This window comes from Vibrio sp. 5S239 (assembly GCF_041439575.1).
In the GTDB taxonomy this organism is placed as follows: domain Bacteria; phylum Pseudomonadota; class Gammaproteobacteria; order Enterobacterales; family Vibrionaceae; genus Vibrio; species Vibrio kanaloae.
The window spans coordinates 368,658-386,914 of sequence record NZ_JBGOOM010000001.1 but is presented as its reverse complement, the minus strand read 5'-3'; the positions used below and the strand labels follow the sequence as shown (position 1 = coordinate 386,914).

Genomic DNA, 18,257 nt, shown 5'->3' with positions numbered 1-18,257 from the left:
CCCCTCCTTAAAAGGTAGTACTTGGGTGTTACTTAACCATACGACCTTCAGCAGCTTTTAGTGCTTGGTCTACTGATTGACGGCCGTCAACTACGTTGCCGATCGCTTCTTCCATGCTGTACCAGAATGTTGTGAACTGAGGGATGTTAGGCATGATTTCACCGTTCATCGCGTTGTCCATTGTTGCTGCAATACGAGTATCGCTGTCTAGTTGACGTTGGAAAGAGTTAAGAGCAACAGCGCCTAGTGGCTTGTCGTCGTTCAGGCTCTTCATACCTTCATCTGTTAGTAGGTAGTTTTCCATGAATTCAACAGCTAGGTCGCGGTTTGGAGACGCCGTGCTGATACCACCCGCCCATACACCAACGAAAGGTTTAGACGCTTTACCGTTGAACTTAGGTAAAGTTGTTACGCCGTAATCTACGCCAGCTTTCTTGATGTTTTCCCAACCCCAAGGGCCGTTGATTGTCATTGCAACGTTACCCGCTACAAATTCAGACTCAGCAACTGAGTAATCCATATCTGCAGAGATAACTTTGTCTTGTACCATCTTCTCGATGAAACCTAGAGACTTCTGAACACCGTCAGTCGCTACGCCCGCATCTTTAATATCATAACCTTCTGCAGTCTGTTTGAATGCGTAACCACCGTCAGCTGCAAGTAGAGGCCATGTGAAGTAAGCGCCGCCACGTAGAGGCCACATGATCGCTTTTTTGCCATCTTTTTGAAGCTCAGCATCAAGTGCTGGAATTTCTTCCCAAGACTTAGGTGGGTTGGGAACAAGCGCTTTGTTATAAATTAGAGAAACTGACTCAACCGCTACAGGGTATGCGATTGTTTTACCTTCGTATGAAACAGCGTCCCATGCGAAATCTACGATACCTTCTTTCGTTTCTTTAGAAGGTTTAATATCAACAAGAAGCCCTGCTTCTGCATAGCCGCCAAAACGGTCATGTGCGTAGAAGATCATGTCTGGGCCATCACCAGCTGCTGCAACTTGAGAGAATTTCTCTTCTAGTTTGTCAGGGAAAGCCACTGTTACTTTAACACCAGTATCTTCTTCGAAGCGTTTACCTACTTCAGCCATGCCTTCATAAGCTTTGTCACCACCTACCCAGATTGTTAGTTGTCCTTCTTCGATAGCAGCATTTGCACCAAAAGAACCCAGAGCAACTAATGTACCTAGAGCTACAGCGCTTAGAGCGTTTTTCATGTGAATATCCTTTTTATATTTATACGTAGGGCACATCAACCAAGACGAGCCAGTTTTCAGCGCTTATGATCTGAGAAAATAGACTTTAACTCATCATCCTAGCCACTACGCCCTAGCTATTATGGCTTAATTTCGTGATCATCATCCGGTCAGATTAGAGACTAAAATCACAAAACACATACTCATCGTGATCACAGTCACCGTTATGCCGTGGATTTATTTGAACTGGATCGGCTATTATCAATAACCTCATTTATCTACTCCTCCCCTCCTACTCCCCCTCGTTAAATTTTCATTGGGAGGATGTACGATTGCACCAATTCACCGAAACTGCATTCATCCAAGAGTGGATAGTAAGAACCCTTTACCAGCAGATGTTATGCGTTTAAGCATTGTTCATTTAGTTGGCTTCACTGCCCGCTGGTGTCTTTATTAAGCATCGAGCTAAATCTGTGATTGAATCACGGGGGAGATTTAGCTGGATGTGGGGGAAATAGGCACCAGTTTGGCTATGACGGGTGGGCTTGGTTACAGAATCCAAGTCTCACCCACTTTTTTCTTACTCATTCAATACTTACCAATTCCTACAGTTACTGCTGACCCAAAAATTTCTTATAATGATAAGCAGTAAAACTTAAAATTTGATCGATCGAGGACTAGCTAGATGGCGAATGTCACGTTAAAAAACGTTTATAAATCATATGGTGATGTACAGATTTCTAAGGACGTAACCTTAGACATCAACGAAGGTGAGTTCGTAGTATTCGTGGGACCATCAGGTTGTGGTAAATCGACGCTATTACGCTGTATCGCAGGTCTAGAGGACATTACGTCTGGTGATTTGTACATTGGTGACCAACGCATGAATGACGTTGAACCTTCCAAACGTGGCGTAGGTATGGTGTTTCAGTCTTACGCGCTTTACCCTCACCTAAACCTTTACGACAACATGTCTTTTGGCCTGAAGCTAGCAAACGCTAACAAAGCCGAAATTGATAAGCGTGTTGAACATGCTGCTGAGATTCTTCAGCTTGGTCACTTACTAGAGCGCCAACCTAAAGCACTTTCTGGTGGTCAACGTCAACGTGTTGCGATTGGTCGTACTCTGGTTTCTCAACCAAACGTATTCCTACTTGATGAGCCGCTATCAAACCTTGATGCTGCACTACGTGTTCAAATGCGTTCGCAAATCACTAAGCTGCAACGTCAACTTGGTTGTACCATGATTTACGTGACCCACGATCAAGTCGAAGCGATGACAATGGCAGATAAGATCGTTGTTCTTGACGGTGGTTCCGTATCTCAAGTAGGTAAGCCGCTAGACCTTTATCACTACCCTCAAAACCGTTTCGTTGCTGGTTTTATTGGTTCCCCGAAGATGAACTTTATGTCTGTACACATTGAACAGGCTGAAGCAGAACGCGTATTGGTACAGCTTTCAAACGGCATGACTTTCTGGGTCCCTGTTGATGGTACAACCGTTAATGCTGGTGACCGTATGTCTCTGGGTGTTCGTCCTGAACACTTGATGTCTGCTGAATCTGGTGATGCGACAATTGAAGCTGAAGTGATGATGGTTGAGAAGCTAGGTAACGAAACTCAGGTTTACCTAAACCTTGAAAGTGCCGATGCTGACGTTATCTATCGCCAGCCAGACACGTTAACAATCGAATCAGGTGACAAGTTGGCGATTGGTATTCCAGCGCACCGTTGTCACCTGTTCCACAGCGATGGCCGCGGATGTCGTCGTTTGTACAAAGAGTACGGTACAGATTAACCAGTTCGCCTTTTAAGATATAACTTGCCCATATCAAATCCCTCTTACTTAGTACAAGGGGGATTTTTTCATTTTCTAAAACTCATTTCTTTTTCATTGAATAGGCGGTTTTTGATAACGGCAATAAAAAAGGTCTAGCATGTGCTAGACCTTTATCTGTTTAATTTGAGCTTCAGCACAACCAGGTACTTTAAGCACTATGGTTTGTTTTGAGCTTAGTGGATTGGCGTATCACTTTTTTTATTGAACTGGCCAAAATGCTTTTCTAACACTTCAGGTGTTAGCTTGCCTTCCGCTTCTAGTCGCTTAAATTCAGCAACGATCGCTTTTTGCTCTTCAAGTGATGGCAGTTTCACTTCGGGCTCATCGCCCATCTCTTGAGTCATCTGCTCTAGTTCTTTTTCAAAATCGCTCATGATACTTACCTAAATATTAAACCTAATCAGATTTTACTCATTTACGCCCTGTGATGCTAGGGTGATTGAGTTTAAAGCCCGAAACCAGATCAAGCTAAGGCCAGTTAGAAGAAAACAAGCCCGTAAATAAAAAGAGCTGGAGTCACGATTAAATGAATCCAGCTCTTCGTCTATGTAACTATCTAAGCCATTCTATGACCTAAGGGGTTAAAGCTTGAATGAACCAACCATCTTATCTAGACGAGAAGAAAGGTCGCGAAGCTCTTGGCTCGCTTCTGCAAGTTGCTCAGCAGTGCCCGTCGTCACTTCGTTGATCGCATTGATCTCTTCAATGTTCTGGTTGATGGTGTGAACCACAGTCGATTGCTCTTCCGTTGCCGTAGCAACTTGCGTGTTGCGGTCGGTAATATCAACGATACGGTCTGAGATACCACCCAGCACGTCTACCGCTTCATCCGATGCAGATACACCCTCTAGAGTAATAACCTTGCCTGCACTCATTGCAGTTACCGCATCTTTCGCATCGCTTTGCAATTGGTTGATCATCTTCTGAATCTCTTCCGTTGAATCTGCAGTACGGCTTGCTAGGTTTCGTACTTCATCTGCTACCACGGCAAAACCACGACCTTGCTCACCCGCACGAGCTGCTTCAATCGCTGCGTTCAGTGCAAGTAAGTTAGTTTGCTCTGAAATATCACGGATAACACCCAGAATAGAGCCAATGTCTTGCGTTGTTGAAGCAAGCTGCTCAACCACTTGACCTGTACTTTCAATGTCTTGAGCTAAACGGCTAATCGCGTCTTTTGCTTTGTTCACAACAGAGCGACCCACTTCAGTATTACCCGAAGCTTGCGTGGCTGTTTCTGCTGCTGTTGCTGCATTTGATGCAATCTCACTGATGGTCATGCCCATTTGGTTAATAGCAGCAACCACTTGAAGGGTTTGGTCGCGCTGCTCTTGGCTGTTGTCATGAGTGATATGTGCTTTGTTAGAAACGCTCTCCGCCGCCACTTGAAGTGCTTGACTGGTTGAGCATACCTCTTTCATCGACTCATGGATTTTTTCAATGAATCCATTAAAGCCAGCAGAAAGCTGTGCAATTTCATCATTGCCTTTCACTTCAATACGCTGTGCAAGATCGCCATCACCTTCACCAAGATCACCAAAACGCTTAGCCAACAGCTTAATCGGTTGAGTAATGCTGTTTGCTAGCACTACGCCCATTAGGATAAAGACTAAAGCAACGATAGCAGTCATGATCAGCATCTTTTGCGCGGTGGCATCGAGCTCAGCAAAGACTTCATCGGTTGGTACTACGCCAACAACAAACCAGTCCATTGACGACACGTATAAACTCGCAACGAACAACTCTTGTCCCTGGCTTTCAGTGGTAATCAGGTTGAAACCCGACTTGTTCAATAATTGGCTTGATTGAGAACCGTAAAGTTGTTGGAGTGAAGAATCACTACGAGAACGTTCGCGGTGAATTTGTACGTCACCTTGACTATCCGTTAAAAACACAAAACCTGTATCTTCAATCTTAAAACTGTTAAGTAGGCTAACCATGTCATCCATCGATTTTGATAAGCCAGACATTGCCAAACCTGAAGGCTGTTGGTAATTAGCGAACATTTTCACATCACCATTGGCTTCTTGGAACATACTGACCATTGTCTTCTGACCAGATTGTGTAAAGCCAAAGAACCAGTCATCTTGCTGTTGATTAAGTTGACGTAAAAAACCATCTTGATTCCAGTAGTAAGCCGTTTCGCGGTTAGCTACCGAGGCATCGTTCAACTGATATTGGTTACGAACATTATTCAGTTGTTTAACCAGCTTATTCTCTAATGCTGCATCGCGATCGGTCGATTCGATAGCATCAGAAACAAATTCATTTGAAGCAATTTGTTCCGCCGCCAACAACAGCTGAGAGACTTCGCGATCAACTTCACCATTGATTCGCTCTAGCATCCCTGGAAGCTCAATATCGATCAATCGATGACTCAATACATCTCTTGCTTGTTGCTGGGCCATCGCACCAACAATCACTGTCGATGCAAGAACCGCAAAGGTAATTCCAAGTACAACTTTTTGTTTGATACTCAGAGAGTTAGTTTTCAACATATTTGGACCTTTAAAAGAATCGCTCGTTATTGGTATACCCTGAACAGGACTTGTTTAGTGCACTCCAATAAGCAATGCACAACCTGAGCAATATATCGGCCAAAGCCTATAAAACTGGAGAGGATTCTCGCAAAAATTTGCAAATATGATGTAACAACAGGCTCCGCTTATTCTTAAGTTATGATAACCAAGGCAAATATAATGATTTTTGTTATGAATTTCTAATCTGAACTTTAGATTTCACCTAACTCACACAACGATGCACTTTTTTGAGCTTTAGTATATAAAAAGCGATTGATATGATAAAAATCATTGCTAACGGTATTTTAGCTAACCGCGCTTAAACCACTCTAATTTTGGAAAAATAAATTCCGCAAATGTACTGGAACTTTTTCCAACAAATCAGTGACTAATACTCAAAATAAAAATCAAATGGATACCCAGAGAGTCCAAAATGCACAAAACAAATTTCGAAGTCCTTCAAAGCTATTTAGAGTCTCAAATCATTGGTCAACAAGAACTAGTGAAACAACTGATGATCGCCCTGCTGGCGGATGGTCACATCCTAGTCGAAGGGCCTCCCGGGTTAGCAAAGACCCGTGCGGTAAAATCACTGGCAGACTGTGTCGAGGGCGACTTTCACCGCATTCAATTTACCCCTGACTTACTGCCTGCTGACTTAACGGGTACCGACATTTTCCGGCCAGAGACAGGAGAGTTTACCTTCCAATCTGGCCCGATTTTTAACTCACTCATTCTAGCGGATGAGATCAACCGTGCTCCGGCGAAAGTACAAGCGGCTATGCTAGAAGCAATGGCAGAGAAACAGGTCACTGCAGGTCGAAAAACCTATGCTCTGCCTGAACTTTTTTTGGTCATGGCAACACAGAACCCGATTGAACAAGAAGGGACTTATCCGCTGCCGGAAGCTCAGTTAGACCGTTTCTTACTTCACCTAGAAGTTGAATACCCAGATATGGAAAGTGAACTTAATATCCTGCGACTCAACCGCGGTGAAGCTCAAGGCAACGAGTCGATTCAGCCACAAGAGATATCCCAGCAAACGATCTTTGAAGCTCGCCAAGAAGTACTCAATATTCACATGGCAGACACCATTGAGCAGTACATAATCAGACTGGTTATGGCGACTCGCCAACCTAAGCAATACAGCGATCAACTTGATCAATGGTTAGATATGGGTGTCAGCCCACGCGCAACTATTGCTTTGGATCGCTGCGCGCGTGCTCACGCATGGCTTGCTGGCCGCGATTATGTAACGCCACAAGACGTTCAAGCGATGGCATACCCTGTGCTGCGTCACCGCCTACTTCGTAGCTACCACGCACAAGCTGAAGGTGTCACTGCAAACCAAGTGATCGCACACCTTATTTCACTGGTTGGTAGCGCATAGGGATACGCGCATGAATAATCAACTACCTAACCACAGTGACGGCGTGATGCTGAATCTGGATGAGCTGCTGCAATACAAGGCGCAGTCTGTTCGATGGTTGCCTCCGGCGAAGAGCCTATGGTCACAGCTCAATGGTCAACACGAAAGCAACCGCAAAGGTCGCGGGATGAATTTCTCGGAAGTTCGTCAGTACCAAGCGGGCGATGACATTCGTAGCATTGATTGGCGCGTGACAGCCAGAACGGGCAAGGCGCATACCAAATTGTTCTCTGAAGAAAGGGAGCTGCCTGTCATTTTGTTCTTGGATCTATCAAGCAGTATGATTTTTGGTTCAACCTTGTTGCTTAAATCGGTTCAACTTGCGCACTTTGCCAGTCAACTGTGTTGGCTAACTGTGGCTCAAAAAGACCGAATTGGTGCTGTGATTGATACGGGCAAAGAGATCATTGAGATTAAGCCAAGTGCAAGCAACCATGCTCCACTGCGTATTTTGCAAAAAGTCATAGAAATCAATAATGCGGCACTATCTAATCACGACAATCATAATGACACGACCTTAGAGCATGGGCTGAAATCTCTGCACCAGCTTTGCCCTAAAGGAAGCGATATTATTATGCTCAGTGACTTTGTGCGTTACCAAGAAAGTGACTACTCACTTATCAGTCAAATTCGCCGACACAACAGAGTACGTCTGGTGCATTTCTACGATCCGCTAGAGCAAGGTGAAACCTCCTATAAAGGTTCTAAACAGGTCACCGATGGCAGCAAAACTCAATGGTTTAATTTCTCTTCTAATAAAGAAAAGCAAAAGCTTAACCATGCTTTTTCGCTTAAGAAACAGCAGCTGCAACAGATGGGGTTGTCTCTCGCGATACCTTATAGCTCGCTGTCGAGTGCGCAGTCACTCATGAGCCAGATATCAGGAGCTCAGTCATGAAACAGCCCTTAGATTTAAGTCCGGTTATTGCGCCAGACGCACCGACTTGGTGGCCTTTGGCGTGGGGTTGGTGGGCCGTGATTATCACAGCCATTGCCCTGATTGCCTTGGTATTTTTCATTGTAAAACGTAGAAAAAACAATCAACAGGCGAAGCAAGAAGCGCTGTCCTACTTTAGTAATAGTCAGTCCCAAGATGGCTTGTCTCCGAGCAAAGCTCAAGACATCGTTCGTCAAGCAGCACTGAGCTATTTCCCTCGTGAAAAAATTGCAGGCTTGTCTGGTGATGATTGGTTGACGTTCTTAGATGCGCAATTGGCGAAGCCGTTGTTCGCCGCAAAACAATCCCAGTGGCAACAAGCGCTCTATCAAGATGTAGCCCTAATGAACGACGAACAGAAAAAGGCTCAGCAGCAATTGATTAATGACTGCGAAATATGGCTTCGTAAAGCCCTTCCTCCTAAGCGAGGTCGTTATGAGTGATTTTCTAAGCCCTATGTTTCTAAGCAGGGACTTGTTAAACATCGAGTTCGTTTGGTGGTGGATGTTGTTCCTCGCGCCACTGCCGTTGCTCGTTTACTTGTTCTCACCAAAGTCAGAATCAAGCAATGCCCTAAGGCTTCCATTTCTGCCCGAAGACAGCAATACCAAAACACCGAGCAGTCGCTTACCAAAGGCGTTGTCCGTGATTATCTGGCTTCTGCTGGTTACGGCGAGCGCACGCCCTGTATGGTATGGCGAACCGGTGGAGTTTCAACCGAAACATCGTGATTTGATGCTGGTTGTCGACCTCTCCTACTCGATGAGCCAAGAAGACATGCAGTTCAATGGCGAGTACATCGACCGCTTGTCGGCTGTGAAACGCGTATTGAGTGACTTTATTGAGCGACGAAAAGGCGACCGAGTCGGATTGGTGCTATTTGCCGATCACGCCTACTTGCAGACCCCACTTACGCTAGATAGAGATACGCTTTCACAACAACTCAATCAAGCGGTGTTAAAGCTGATTGGTACTCAAACCGCGATTGGTGATGGTATTGGCCTTGCCACCAAAACCTTTGTCGATAGCGATGCGCCCCAACGTGTAATGATTCTACTCAGCGACGGCAGTAATACTGCTGGGGTATTAGACCCATTAGAAGCGGCGGATATTGCAAAAAAATACGACGCGACGATTTACACCGTGGGTGTCGGTGCAGGCGAGATGATGGTCAAAGAGTTCTTCATGACGCGTAAGGTCAATACTGCTCAAGATTTGGATGAACGCACACTAATGGAAATTGCCAAACGCACTGGCGGTCAGTACTTCCGTGCGCGTGATAGTAAAGAGCTGGCGACCATTTACGACACCATCAATCAATTAGAACCCGTGACAAATGCCACCAAGGTTTGGCGACCACAACAAGAGTGGTTTGTATGGCCTTTGTCTGCGGCAATGTTCTTCGCATTTATGCTGTTAGCCATTAGGAGAAGCAATGTCTAACTTTACTTTTATCTACCCATATTGGTTCTTGGCGCTTGTCGCGGTGCCCGCGATTTGGTGGCTTAGTAGGAAGCAATCTAAACAAGGGTTACTGGCCTCTCATATCGCTCGTTACTTGGCGCCAGAATCAAGCAAGCCATCGAAAAATCGCAGTACTTACTTCGGTATTTGGTGGCTGGTCGGCGTTATTGCATTAGCTGGACCAAGCTTTGAGAAAAACGAACAGCCGAGCTTCGAAAAAACGCAGGCACGAGTTGTGATCATGGATATGTCGATGTCTATGTATGCCACCGACATTAAGCCGAATCGTTTAACGCAAGCCCGATACAAGGCTCTGGATCTGCTTTCATTATGGAAGGAGGGGCTAACAGGCATGGTGGCATATGCTGGAGATGCTTACACCATTAGCCCGCTAACGTCCGACATCAACACTATCAAGAGCCAAGTACCAAACTTGTCTCCGGATATCATGCCTTACCAAGGCGGTGATGCCGCATCAGCCGTTAAGCTAGCGATTGATATGATGACTCGCGCTCATATCTACCAAGGCGATCTAGTGCTGATTGCTGACGATATTGATGCTCAAGAGAAGGAAGCGATCGATTCCCTACTCTCTGGCAACGATTGGACATTGTCAATTTTAGCCGTCGGTACTGAAAGCGGTGCCCCAATCTCTTTGCCAAGCGGGTCGATGCTGCTAACCGGCTCCGGGCAAACCGTGGTCGCGAGAACCCACTTAGAGAACATGAGCGACCTGACTCGCAGTTATGGTGGCACGTTCACTGAGGTGCAATTCGATAACTCAGATGTTGAGCATATCGCGAACTACCTCGATCGAGTGGCAACAACATCGGAAGTAACCAAGACCAATAACTCACTCAACACCAGAGTGAACAACGGTTTCTGGTTACTGCCTTTGCTATTACTTTCGGCTCTTGGATTATTCAGAAAAGGGGTTATTTGGTGTGCTTTAGCCGTGGTTATCTCTTTCAGCCAACCAAATACTGCGTTTGCAAATCCGTGGAAAACCGATGATCAAATAGGCTACCAGCTGTATCAGGACGAGGACTTCCAACAAGCTGCTGAACAATTTACCCAGCAAGAGTGGAAAGGCATTGCTCAATATAAAGCCGGTGATTTCGAAGCCGCAGAACAGACGCTGCAAGAGCTTTCTGGTGAAGATGCTCGCTACAACCTTGCTAACGCCCAAGCCAAACAAGGCAAGTTCGACCAAGCGATAAAAGAGTATCAACGTATTCTCGAAAGCAACCCTGAGCATGCTTATGCCAAGAAGAACTTAGAGGTCGTCGAACAAGCCCAGAAGAAGCAACAGCAACAACAACAACAACAACAACAACAACAACAACAAGGCGATTCTGACTCCAAAGACCAGAAAGACCAAAACCAGCAAGGTCAGCAAGGTCAGCAAGGTCAGCAAAATGATTCTTCGCAAAGCTCTCAGGATCAACAACAAAGCCCTGCTGACAATGGCAAGTCACAAGATCAAAGTAGTAACCAAGAGCAGCGCGATAGCCAAGACCAAAACTCATCTCAAAGCCAACCTGAAAATCACTCTGACTCTGAAAAGTCTAAACAAGACGACAAGCAAGCCGCTCAACAAAGTAAGAGTGATCAGCCGAAACAGAGTGACCAAGAAAGCGCTAAACCTCAAAATGCTAGCGCACAACAAGCTTCAAAAAAAGATGGTGAGCAAAATGGTCAACAAGCTGTAGCACAAACTTCGGGGCAACCGCTATCGAGTGACCCAGATATGCGAAAGCTTGAGCAAGTAGAAAGCGCCCGTGACCCAAGCCAGCTGCTTAAAGCACAAATGATTTTACAAGCACAACAAAAAAGTGCTCCTAACAACCAGAACAAAAAGTGGTAACCATGCGATTTCTAAACAAGCCATTTTTATCCGTCCTCCTAACATTGTTGTTGGGAGCTTTCTCGTCCTTCTCAGCCTTGGCTGCAAACGCCGTGGCGAGTGTTTCACATAACAGTGTCACCAAAGATGAAGTATTCCTTCTTAGAGTCACAACCGATGAAAAGGTATCTTCTAATGCTCTAGATCTAACAGCGCTCCAGCAGGATTTCTATGTCGGCACACCAAACTTTGGGTCGTCGATGCGGATCGTCAATGGCAGCCGTTCGGTGTCAAGTGAATGGAACATCAGCCTTGCTCCACTGCGCTTGGGCAAGATACAAATTCCTAGCTTCGATATTGAAGGGGCGAAAACCAAGCCAATCACCATCAATGTTGCCGTTAATAAAGCTGCGCCTACTCAACATGATATGGCTGAGTTCCAACTTAATCTGAGTAAAGACTCGCTCTACCCACAAGAAGTGGCAGAGCTTGATGTAAAACTCATCATCAAAGCTGACCCAAGAAGGCTGCAAGATCCTAAAATAGCACCACCGAGCTCGCCGGGTTTAGATGTGGAACCTATTGGTGAATCGAAGCAATTTCAAGATGTTCTCAATGGACAAGAGGTGACGGTAGTTCAACAGTCTTTCCGTATCTCTTCACAAAAGGCCGGACAGTTTATGTTGAACGGACCGAAGCTGACTGGAGCCGTTGTTTACTCAACCAACAACTCCAGTACAACGCGTCTGTTCCAGCTCGATACACCTGTTGAAACCTTAGATGTCACCGTCAAAGAGGTGCCAAAAGGCTACCAAGGTGAGTGGTTACCAACATCAAACTTTAAACTGATTCAACAATGGTCAGATAGCCAAGGCAATCAACTGGGAAATAGTAATGGTTTAGAAGGCGGTAACCCAACCATTGAAATGGAAGCCGGTGATTCGTTAACTCGAACCATCACCATGACCGCTAGCAATTTAACGCAACACCAGCTGCCAAAACTGAATATCACGTACCCTAATTCGGTACGTGTTTATGAAGAAAAGCCGCAATTTGGCACAACTCAGTCAGGTGATGCTGTCGTTGTTTACAAGCAAGTCCTGATTCCGAAAGAGGCGGGAACTATCTCGCTCCCTGATGTGTCTCAAACTTGGTTTAACACCGATTCGCAATCAGAACAAACCAGCAAAGCGCAGGGGCTAGAGTTAGCTGCAAAAGCAAGTGATCGCACAGCGTCAAGCACTCCACCAGTTACTGCTACGCCCGCCCAACAAGTAAGCCCGACGGTTGTTACTGTGGATAGCCCTGGGATATGGCCTTACCTAACCGCGCTATTTACAGTCTTATGGGTAATCAGCTCTGCGGTTGCTTTCTACTTCTGGTCACGCCGCGGCGCAGCAGTAAAACCAAAGCGCCCAGTTCAACATCAATCAGATACGGCAGACGCTCTTATTGAAGCGCTGAAGGCGAAAAATGGTGTGATGACCAGAACCTTGTTTGATCAATGGAAAGCAGAAAATCCAGACTTGAGTGACGAGACAATAGAAGTGATTGAAACTGAGCTAACGAAGCTCAATCAGAGCCTCTATGGTGAAGCAGGTTCACCAATTCAGTCATGGGACCCTTCTGAGGTGCTCAAAGCAGTTAAAAAACCAAAGCGAGTCACAAGCAAAACGCGTAAAAGCTCACTAGAAACGCTTTAGTTAACCAGCAATCTAAGTAAGCAGAAAATCTAAGTAAATAAAAATGAACGAAGCCGTGATGACCACCTTGTGACCATCACGGCTTCATTCGTTTTTACGCTAGGAAGAAACAAATACCGCACTAAGAAATTGAAACTGCGACCTTTTTACGTTTCAACGCAGAAACGATCCGATTTCGCCCTGAGTCTTTGGCTTGATACAAAGCTTTATCCGCCTTGCCATACAGTAAGTCGAAGTCAAACTGGTGCTGATCAGAAGTTATCGAGGCATACCCGACAGACGCAGTTAAATACTGGCTGATACTGCTTTCACAATGGAGGATCTTCGCCTCTTCAATGCATTTTCTGATCGACTCTGCTCGCCGCTTGGTCTCAGAGTGGTTGGTGCCAATCATCAACAACATAAACTCCTCTCCCCCAATACGACAGAAGGTTTCCTTGTCACTATGAACATGAGCATTAAGTATCTTGCCAATGGTGCGTAGAGCTGCGTCCCCTTCAGTATGACCATATACGCTGTTGTACAAACCAAAGTGATCGAGGTCGACTAAAACTAATCCAAATGTGACTTCGCATTGCGTGGCGAATGCGCCTTGATCGTCGCAATTTAAATCATCTAGAACCTGAGCCAACATTCGGCGGTTGCCAAGGCGAGTCAGTGGGTCTAATTTAGAAATGATATCCAACTGTTCATTGGCTAATTCCAGCTCTTGAGTTCGCTTACTGACTTCTTGCTCTAGCGTTTCATTGAGCTTTTTGAGCTCTTCTTGCGCCATAGTTCTTTGCAACACCTCTGCTAGGCTAGAGGCAAAGATACGAATCACTTCGCGTAGTTGAGAAGTTAAAGGGCTACGTGTTAACAAGTTATCGGCGGCAATAAACGCAATCGGCTCACCGGTGTTTGTGGTGAGCATGGTCATTGCCGTCCAACCGACTCCGACAATATTGAAATCGTGATAAATAGGTACAGACTCTTCGAACGCGACTTGATTCGGACAAGCACGAGCCGCAGCTACGATGTCACGCTCCACCAGTTCTGAACGATAATAGGATTCATCGACAATATCGCCCTTAATGTCGGTGCCCCACGTGCCTTGCATATAGCTACAGTTTTTATCCGTGAGAAAAACCGCTAATCGGTCAATGCCTAAGTGCTGAATCGCAAAACTGACGGCTGATTTACACACTTCACTGACGCTGTCGCAACGAGACAGTTCAACCATACTCGAATGCAACATGCGTATGTTCTGCTCTTGGCGTTTGCGAATGTAGATCTGAGACAACAGAGAGCCGAAGGATTCGAGCATCTGCTTTTGATAGTTAGTAATTGGCGAGCGGTGAATGTAGTTATCCATGGCGATCCAGCCGACAGGTTTGTCCCCTTCACGCAATATAAGCATACCGTTCCATCCCTGCCCGACCACGTTTCCTTCTGTATATAAGGGGGCCTGTTCGATGACAACCAGATTAGTGTGATTATCTGACAACGCCTCGATGTATTCAGCTTCTAATTGATGTAAATCGTACTGAGTATGGTGTTCGCTGTTTGTTTTACCAGATTCGTCAGTGCCATAAGTACCACTGAAACAACGCTTCTTCATATCGAGTAGCATGAAAATGGCACGATCAAAGCCTAATCGGTCGCGAACCGCTTCAACTGAAGCCTTGTACAACGCATCCAATGACTCAGGGTTAGAAAGCTCTAACGCCACCTGATGGACTAACTTCATGTTATCGACAAATAGATCACGTAGCTTGATCTCATCAAGGTATTGAGCTTCACGAATATCTCTGTGCTTCATCTCAATCGCCGTATTTTTTTCTGCGCGAATACACTGCCAACGGGCTGCAGCTAACTGAAGAACATCAAACTTCTGCTCAAAAGCCTGATTGAGTGTTTCAGTATTGCAATTCTGAACCATTAAATAAGTTCTACAATCAGGAGCATTGTCGAGTACCATGATGAATGACTCACGACTCGATACGTCCACATGCTCCCATTGACATGGATTAGCGGCCATAGGCAACATTCCATCAGCAGTATCAAATTGTGAAATCCATGACCAAAATGGCGCGGGGTAGCTCGACAATGGAGTTAGGTTACCGCAAGAAAATAGCAGCAACGATTCACTTTCCGGTTTCGGCTCAGAAAATATTCCAATCCCTTTGGGAATAAGCACTTCAACAAGGTACTCAAAAAGAGATTCAGCCAATAAACGATGATCACGAATAGCAGATATTTGCTTTGCAAAGGCTTTTACAGACACAGCGATCGTCCATTGGCTATTAAGAATGAAGCAAAAATACCGAAGCCTTAATATGCAATCAATATAACTAAAAATGAGATGTTAAGCGGATCGCAATTTCACTTTTAACATTATTACAGACATGAGAAGCACTACAAAAATGGGATTTCTTGCCCAAAGTTACATCGACATTGGTGCTTTTTTAGAAGCACAAAAAAGCCCCAACCAAAGTGGGGCAAAACTTCCATCGCTTATAGTTATAGTGATAATTCTGTCGATCTATTCGATTATCTAGCCTGCGTTTCAGTTAGCGTGCTTGGGTATTTGACAGCGGAAACAAAAGGTCAAATACAACACTTAAATACTCAATTAACCAAAGTCACCGTTTACGTAACCTTTGGTACGATCATCTTTGGGTTCGCTGAAGATAACACTTGTTTCGTTGTGCTCTACAAGCTCTCCCATTAGGAAGAAAGCTGTACGGTCTGAAATACGACGCGCTTGCTGCATTGAGTGCGTTACGATTACGATAGTGAAATCTTTCTTCAGGTCTTCCATCAATTCTTCAATCTTGTGTGTCGCGATTGGGTCTAAAGCCGATGTTGGTTCATCCATCAGGATTACATCCGGTTCCATTGCAATGGTACGAGCGATACATAGACGCTGTTGCTGACCACCAGATAGACCGAAAGCGTGCGACTTCAGTCGGTCCTTTACTTCATCCCACAATGCTGCACCGCGAAGTGAGCTTTCAACAACTTCATCAATGTGCTTTTTATCTTTAATGCCTTGAGCACGTAACCCGTAAGCTACATTTTCATAAATGCTCATTGGGAATGGGTTTGGCTTTTGGAATACCATGCCCACTTTAATGCGTAAGTCTGCAACATCAATGTTACCGTAGATATTGGTACCGTCCATCTCAAGAAGGCCTGTAATCTTAACACCTTCAATTAGGTCATTCATGCGGTTAAGACAGCGTAATAGCGTTGATTTTCCACAACCAGACGGGCCAATAAGCGCGGTAACTTGACGCTCAGGTACGGGTAAATTGATTGACTTAAGTGCTTGGTTGTCACCATAAAAAAGGTCTAGATCTTTAATATTAAATTTGTTCATGTTCGTAATCTCGTAATTCGTCAAAGTCTGTACTGTGTTTGTTTTATGAGCTCATTTAGCTCTAGAAAAACCTGCTTAGTAAGTTGCAGTATTAAAACGTCTTGCGATCAACTTAGTGAGTGTGTTGATCAGCAGTACAAGAACAATCAGTACTGTTGCTGTGCCGTATGCTTGATTCCATTCTTCAATGGTAAACAGTTCGGTCGTTAATTTATATAAGTGAACCGTTAGTGTACGACCAGAATCCAATAATGAATCTGGGATACGAGCAACCATACCTGCGGTCAAAAATACTGGCGCAGATTCACCAATTACACGACCAATACTAAGAATGACCGAAGTTAAGATACCTGGCATTGCGCTTGGAAGAATCAAACGCCAGATTGTATATATTTTAGAAGCTCCCAAACCATACGAACCTTCACGGTAAGTTTGAGAAACAGCCATCAACGCTTCTTCTGTGGTTCGAATAATCACCGGGAGAATCAGGATACTCAAGGTCAACGCACCCGATAGGATAGAGAAGCCTAAACCTAAAATAGCTACGAAGAATGTCATACCAAACAAACCGAAAATGATCGACGGGATACCCGCTAACGATTCTGTGCAAAAACGAATGATCTTAACCAAACGACTGCCAACTTTTGCATACTCCGTTAGATAAATTGCCGTCATAATGCCAAGTGGAGCGGCAACAGCAATCGAAGCGATAACCATATAAATCGTAGAGATTATCATCGGGAAAATACCGTGCTCATCGCCAGTACGAGTGTAGTCATCAGTAATGAACTTCCAATCTACGTGTTGTAAACCGTTAGAAAGGATGTACCACATAATCCAGAACAGGAAGCCAACTGTTAAAGCGGCTGCCGCCCAAATAAAGCCACTTAGAACGACATCTGTACGTACACGTGCTTTCTTCAATGCGACTCTATCCATCTTGCTACCTTGTGACATTATTGTTTTAGCTTGAGGTGTTACGTTATTTTCTAAAGACATAATGTTTACCTCGCCTTCTCACGGTTCAAGTAAAGGAGAATCGCATTTAGAGACATGATGAAAATAAGAAGAACAACACCCGTTGCGTATAGCGCACTTGCGTGAACACCACTTGCGTAAGACATTTCAATCGCAATATTCGCGGTAAGTGTACGAGCAGAATCCAAAATACCTTCCGGCATAGCTGGCGCATTACCCATCACCATGATGATTGCCATCGTTTCACCTAGCGCACGACCGATACCCAAAATAACACCAGTCATAATGCCTGAACGAGCAGCAGGAACGAGCAACTTAAAGATGGTAAAGATCTTTGAAGCACCTAACGCTAAAGATCCTTCTTTATATGTTCTTGGCACTGCACGAATGGACGTTTCTGACACCGTGATTACCGTCGGAAGGATCATCACGCCGAGTACAATGATTCCCGCCAAGATGGTGTTGCCCGCAGGGACTTGAAAGACGTTTTGAATCAAAGGGACAATAATGACTAGGCCGAAGAAGCCGTAAACTACCGATGGTATACCCGCTAACAATTCAACAGCAGGGCGAATGATGTCCGCGAGACGCTTTGGTGCAATTTCCGCAATAAATATTGCCGTTAGTACACCAATAGGGACACCAACAACGACCGCACCTAATGTCGACACAACAGAAGCTACAATCATGGTAGCAACGCCGTAAAGTGCAGGTGGTAACCAGTTTTGCCCTAAAACGATACCTGATAGGCCCGCTTCTTGGAATGCGGGGATACTTTCTTTAACGATGAAGTAAGCAATAACAGCAAGAGATACGATGCCGATAATTGCACTTGTAAGAAATAAGCCGTGAAAAATACGCTCTTTCCAATCTACACGCTTCTTTTGACGTAAGCTGCGTTTCAGTTGAGTCGCTTCGCTATTCATAAGCTGTTCACTATTCGTTGCGATGGTCATAACAAGTCTCACATATCGATAATCCCTAG

The 18,257-nt window shown here is 45.0% G+C and carries 14 protein-coding genes; 7 read left to right on the top strand and 7 right to left on the bottom strand.

Annotated elements, in window-relative coordinates:
• Positions 1-28: 28 nt before the first annotated feature.
• Positions 29-1,213 (bottom strand): maltose/maltodextrin ABC transporter substrate-binding protein MalE, encoded by a 1,185-nt coding sequence (gene malE, locus ACED48_RS01650; protein ID WP_017057912.1) that lies wholly within the window; start codon positions 1,211-1,213, stop codon positions 29-31.
• A 664-nt stretch (positions 1,214-1,877) separates the two neighbouring features.
• On the opposite strand from malE, the gene malK reads away from it, so the two are divergent.
• A complete protein-coding gene (malK, locus tag ACED48_RS01645; protein ID WP_017057911.1) occupies positions 1,878-2,990 on the top strand; it encodes a maltose/maltodextrin ABC transporter ATP-binding protein MalK in 1,113 nt (370 codons plus the stop codon).
• A 215-nt stretch (positions 2,991-3,205) separates the two neighbouring features.
• Here the strand turns inward: malK and ACED48_RS01640 are convergent, their stop codons facing one another.
• Both ACED48_RS01640 and ACED48_RS01635 read right to left on the bottom strand, forming a co-directional pair.
• On the bottom strand, positions 3,206-3,406 hold the full coding sequence (locus ACED48_RS01640; protein WP_017057910.1) for a hypothetical protein: 201 nt from the start codon (positions 3,404-3,406) through the stop codon (positions 3,206-3,208).
• 207 nt (positions 3,407-3,613) lie between these two features.
• Positions 3,614-5,530, bottom strand: a complete 1,917-nt coding sequence (locus ACED48_RS01635; protein WP_017057909.1) for a methyl-accepting chemotaxis protein — start codon at positions 5,528-5,530, stop codon at positions 3,614-3,616.
• 454 nt (positions 5,531-5,984) lie between these two features.
• On the opposite strand from ACED48_RS01635, the gene ACED48_RS01630 reads away from it, so the two are divergent.
• Genes ACED48_RS01630 through ACED48_RS01605 form a run of 6 tightly spaced genes read left to right on the top strand, consistent with a single transcriptional unit; the run spans position 5,985 to position 12,930 of the window.
• Positions 5,985-6,941 carry a MoxR family ATPase gene (locus tag ACED48_RS01630; protein WP_017057908.1) on the top strand — a complete coding sequence of 319 codons (957 nt, stop codon included), beginning with the start codon at positions 5,985-5,987 and terminating at the stop codon, positions 6,939-6,941.
• Between the two features lie 10 nt (positions 6,942-6,951).
• A complete protein-coding gene (locus tag ACED48_RS01625; protein ID WP_017057907.1) occupies positions 6,952-7,878 on the top strand; it encodes a DUF58 domain-containing protein in 927 nt (308 codons plus the stop codon).
• Positions 7,875-8,360 carry a DUF4381 domain-containing protein gene (locus ACED48_RS01620; RefSeq protein ID WP_017057906.1) on the top strand — a complete coding sequence of 162 codons (486 nt, stop codon included), beginning with the start codon at positions 7,875-7,877 and terminating at the stop codon, positions 8,358-8,360. Before ACED48_RS01625 ends, ACED48_RS01620 begins: the two co-directional genes overlap by 4 nt.
• Positions 8,353-9,360, top strand: coding sequence for a VWA domain-containing protein (locus ACED48_RS01615; protein WP_017057905.1), 1,008 nt, complete (start codon positions 8,353-8,355; stop codon positions 9,358-9,360). The genes ACED48_RS01620 and ACED48_RS01615 overlap by 8 nt, the downstream gene beginning before the upstream one ends.
• Positions 9,353-11,248 carry a VWA domain-containing protein gene (locus tag ACED48_RS01610; protein ID WP_017057904.1) on the top strand — a complete coding sequence of 632 codons (1,896 nt, stop codon included), beginning with the start codon at positions 9,353-9,355 and terminating at the stop codon, positions 11,246-11,248. The genes ACED48_RS01615 and ACED48_RS01610 overlap by 8 nt, the downstream gene beginning before the upstream one ends.
• Before the next feature lie 2 nt (positions 11,249-11,250).
• Positions 11,251-12,930, top strand: coding sequence for a BatD family protein (locus ACED48_RS01605; RefSeq protein ID WP_017057903.1), 1,680 nt, complete (start codon positions 11,251-11,253; stop codon positions 12,928-12,930).
• Positions 12,931-13,051: 121 nt separating this feature from the next.
• On the opposite strand, the gene ACED48_RS01600 is transcribed toward ACED48_RS01605, so the two are convergent.
• The 4 genes from ACED48_RS01600 to pstC all read right to left on the bottom strand — a co-directional run bounded on the left by ACED48_RS01600 (position 13,052) and on the right by pstC (position 18,228).
• A complete protein-coding gene (locus ACED48_RS01600) occupies positions 13,052-15,196 on the bottom strand; it encodes a GGDEF domain-containing protein (protein ID WP_017057902.1) in 2,145 nt (714 codons plus the stop codon).
• Positions 15,197-15,544: 348 nt separating this feature from the next.
• Entirely contained in the window at positions 15,545-16,294 is a 750-nt protein-coding gene (gene pstB, locus ACED48_RS01595) for a phosphate ABC transporter ATP-binding protein PstB (protein ID WP_017057901.1), read from the bottom strand.
• Positions 16,295-16,369: 75 nt separating this feature from the next.
• Positions 16,370-17,233: a phosphate ABC transporter permease PstA gene (pstA, locus tag ACED48_RS01590; RefSeq protein ID WP_029627204.1), complete on the bottom strand. Its 864-nt coding sequence runs from the start codon at positions 17,231-17,233 to the stop codon at positions 16,370-16,372.
• Between the two features lie 65 nt (positions 17,234-17,298).
• The gene (gene pstC, locus ACED48_RS01585; protein ID WP_017057899.1) at positions 17,299-18,228 is read right to left on the bottom strand and encodes a phosphate ABC transporter permease subunit PstC; all 930 of its coding nucleotides are present in this window, start codon (positions 18,226-18,228) and stop codon (positions 17,299-17,301) included.
• Positions 18,229-18,257: the final 29 nt, after the last annotated feature.

Excerpts from the sequence above, each read along its gene's own strand:
- ACED48_RS01610 (WP_017057904.1), top strand. The coding sequence starts at position 9,353 with ATGTCTAACTTTACTTTTATCTACCCATATTGGTTCTTGGCGCTTGTC.
- ACED48_RS01640 (WP_017057910.1), bottom strand. The coding sequence starts at position 3,406 with ATGAGCGATTTTGAAAAAGAACTAGAGCAGATGACTCAAGAGATGGGC.
- ACED48_RS01615 (WP_017057905.1), top strand. The coding sequence starts at position 8,353 with ATGAGTGATTTTCTAAGCCCTATGTTTCTAAGCAGGGACTTGTTAAAC.
- ACED48_RS01630 (WP_017057908.1), top strand. The coding sequence starts at position 5,985 with ATGCACAAAACAAATTTCGAAGTCCTTCAAAGCTATTTAGAGTCTCAA.
- ACED48_RS01635 (WP_017057909.1), bottom strand. The coding sequence starts at position 5,530 with ATGTTGAAAACTAACTCTCTGAGTATCAAACAAAAAGTTGTACTTGGA.
- ACED48_RS01625 (WP_017057907.1), top strand. The coding sequence starts at position 6,952 with ATGAATAATCAACTACCTAACCACAGTGACGGCGTGATGCTGAATCTG.
- ACED48_RS01620 (WP_017057906.1), top strand. The coding sequence starts at position 7,875 with ATGAAACAGCCCTTAGATTTAAGTCCGGTTATTGCGCCAGACGCACCG.
- pstC (WP_017057899.1), bottom strand. The coding sequence starts at position 18,228 with ATGACCATCGCAACGAATAGTGAACAGCTTATGAATAGCGAAGCGACT.
- ACED48_RS01605 (WP_017057903.1), top strand. The coding sequence starts at position 11,251 with ATGCGATTTCTAAACAAGCCATTTTTATCCGTCCTCCTAACATTGTTG.
- malK (WP_017057911.1), top strand. The coding sequence starts at position 1,878 with ATGGCGAATGTCACGTTAAAAAACGTTTATAAATCATATGGTGATGTA.
- pstA (WP_029627204.1), bottom strand. The coding sequence starts at position 17,233 with ATGGATAGAGTCGCATTGAAGAAAGCACGTGTACGTACAGATGTCGTT.
- malE (WP_017057912.1), bottom strand. The coding sequence starts at position 1,213 with ATGAAAAACGCTCTAAGCGCTGTAGCTCTAGGTACATTAGTTGCTCTG.
- pstB (WP_017057901.1), bottom strand. The coding sequence starts at position 16,294 with ATGAACAAATTTAATATTAAAGATCTAGACCTTTTTTATGGTGACAAC.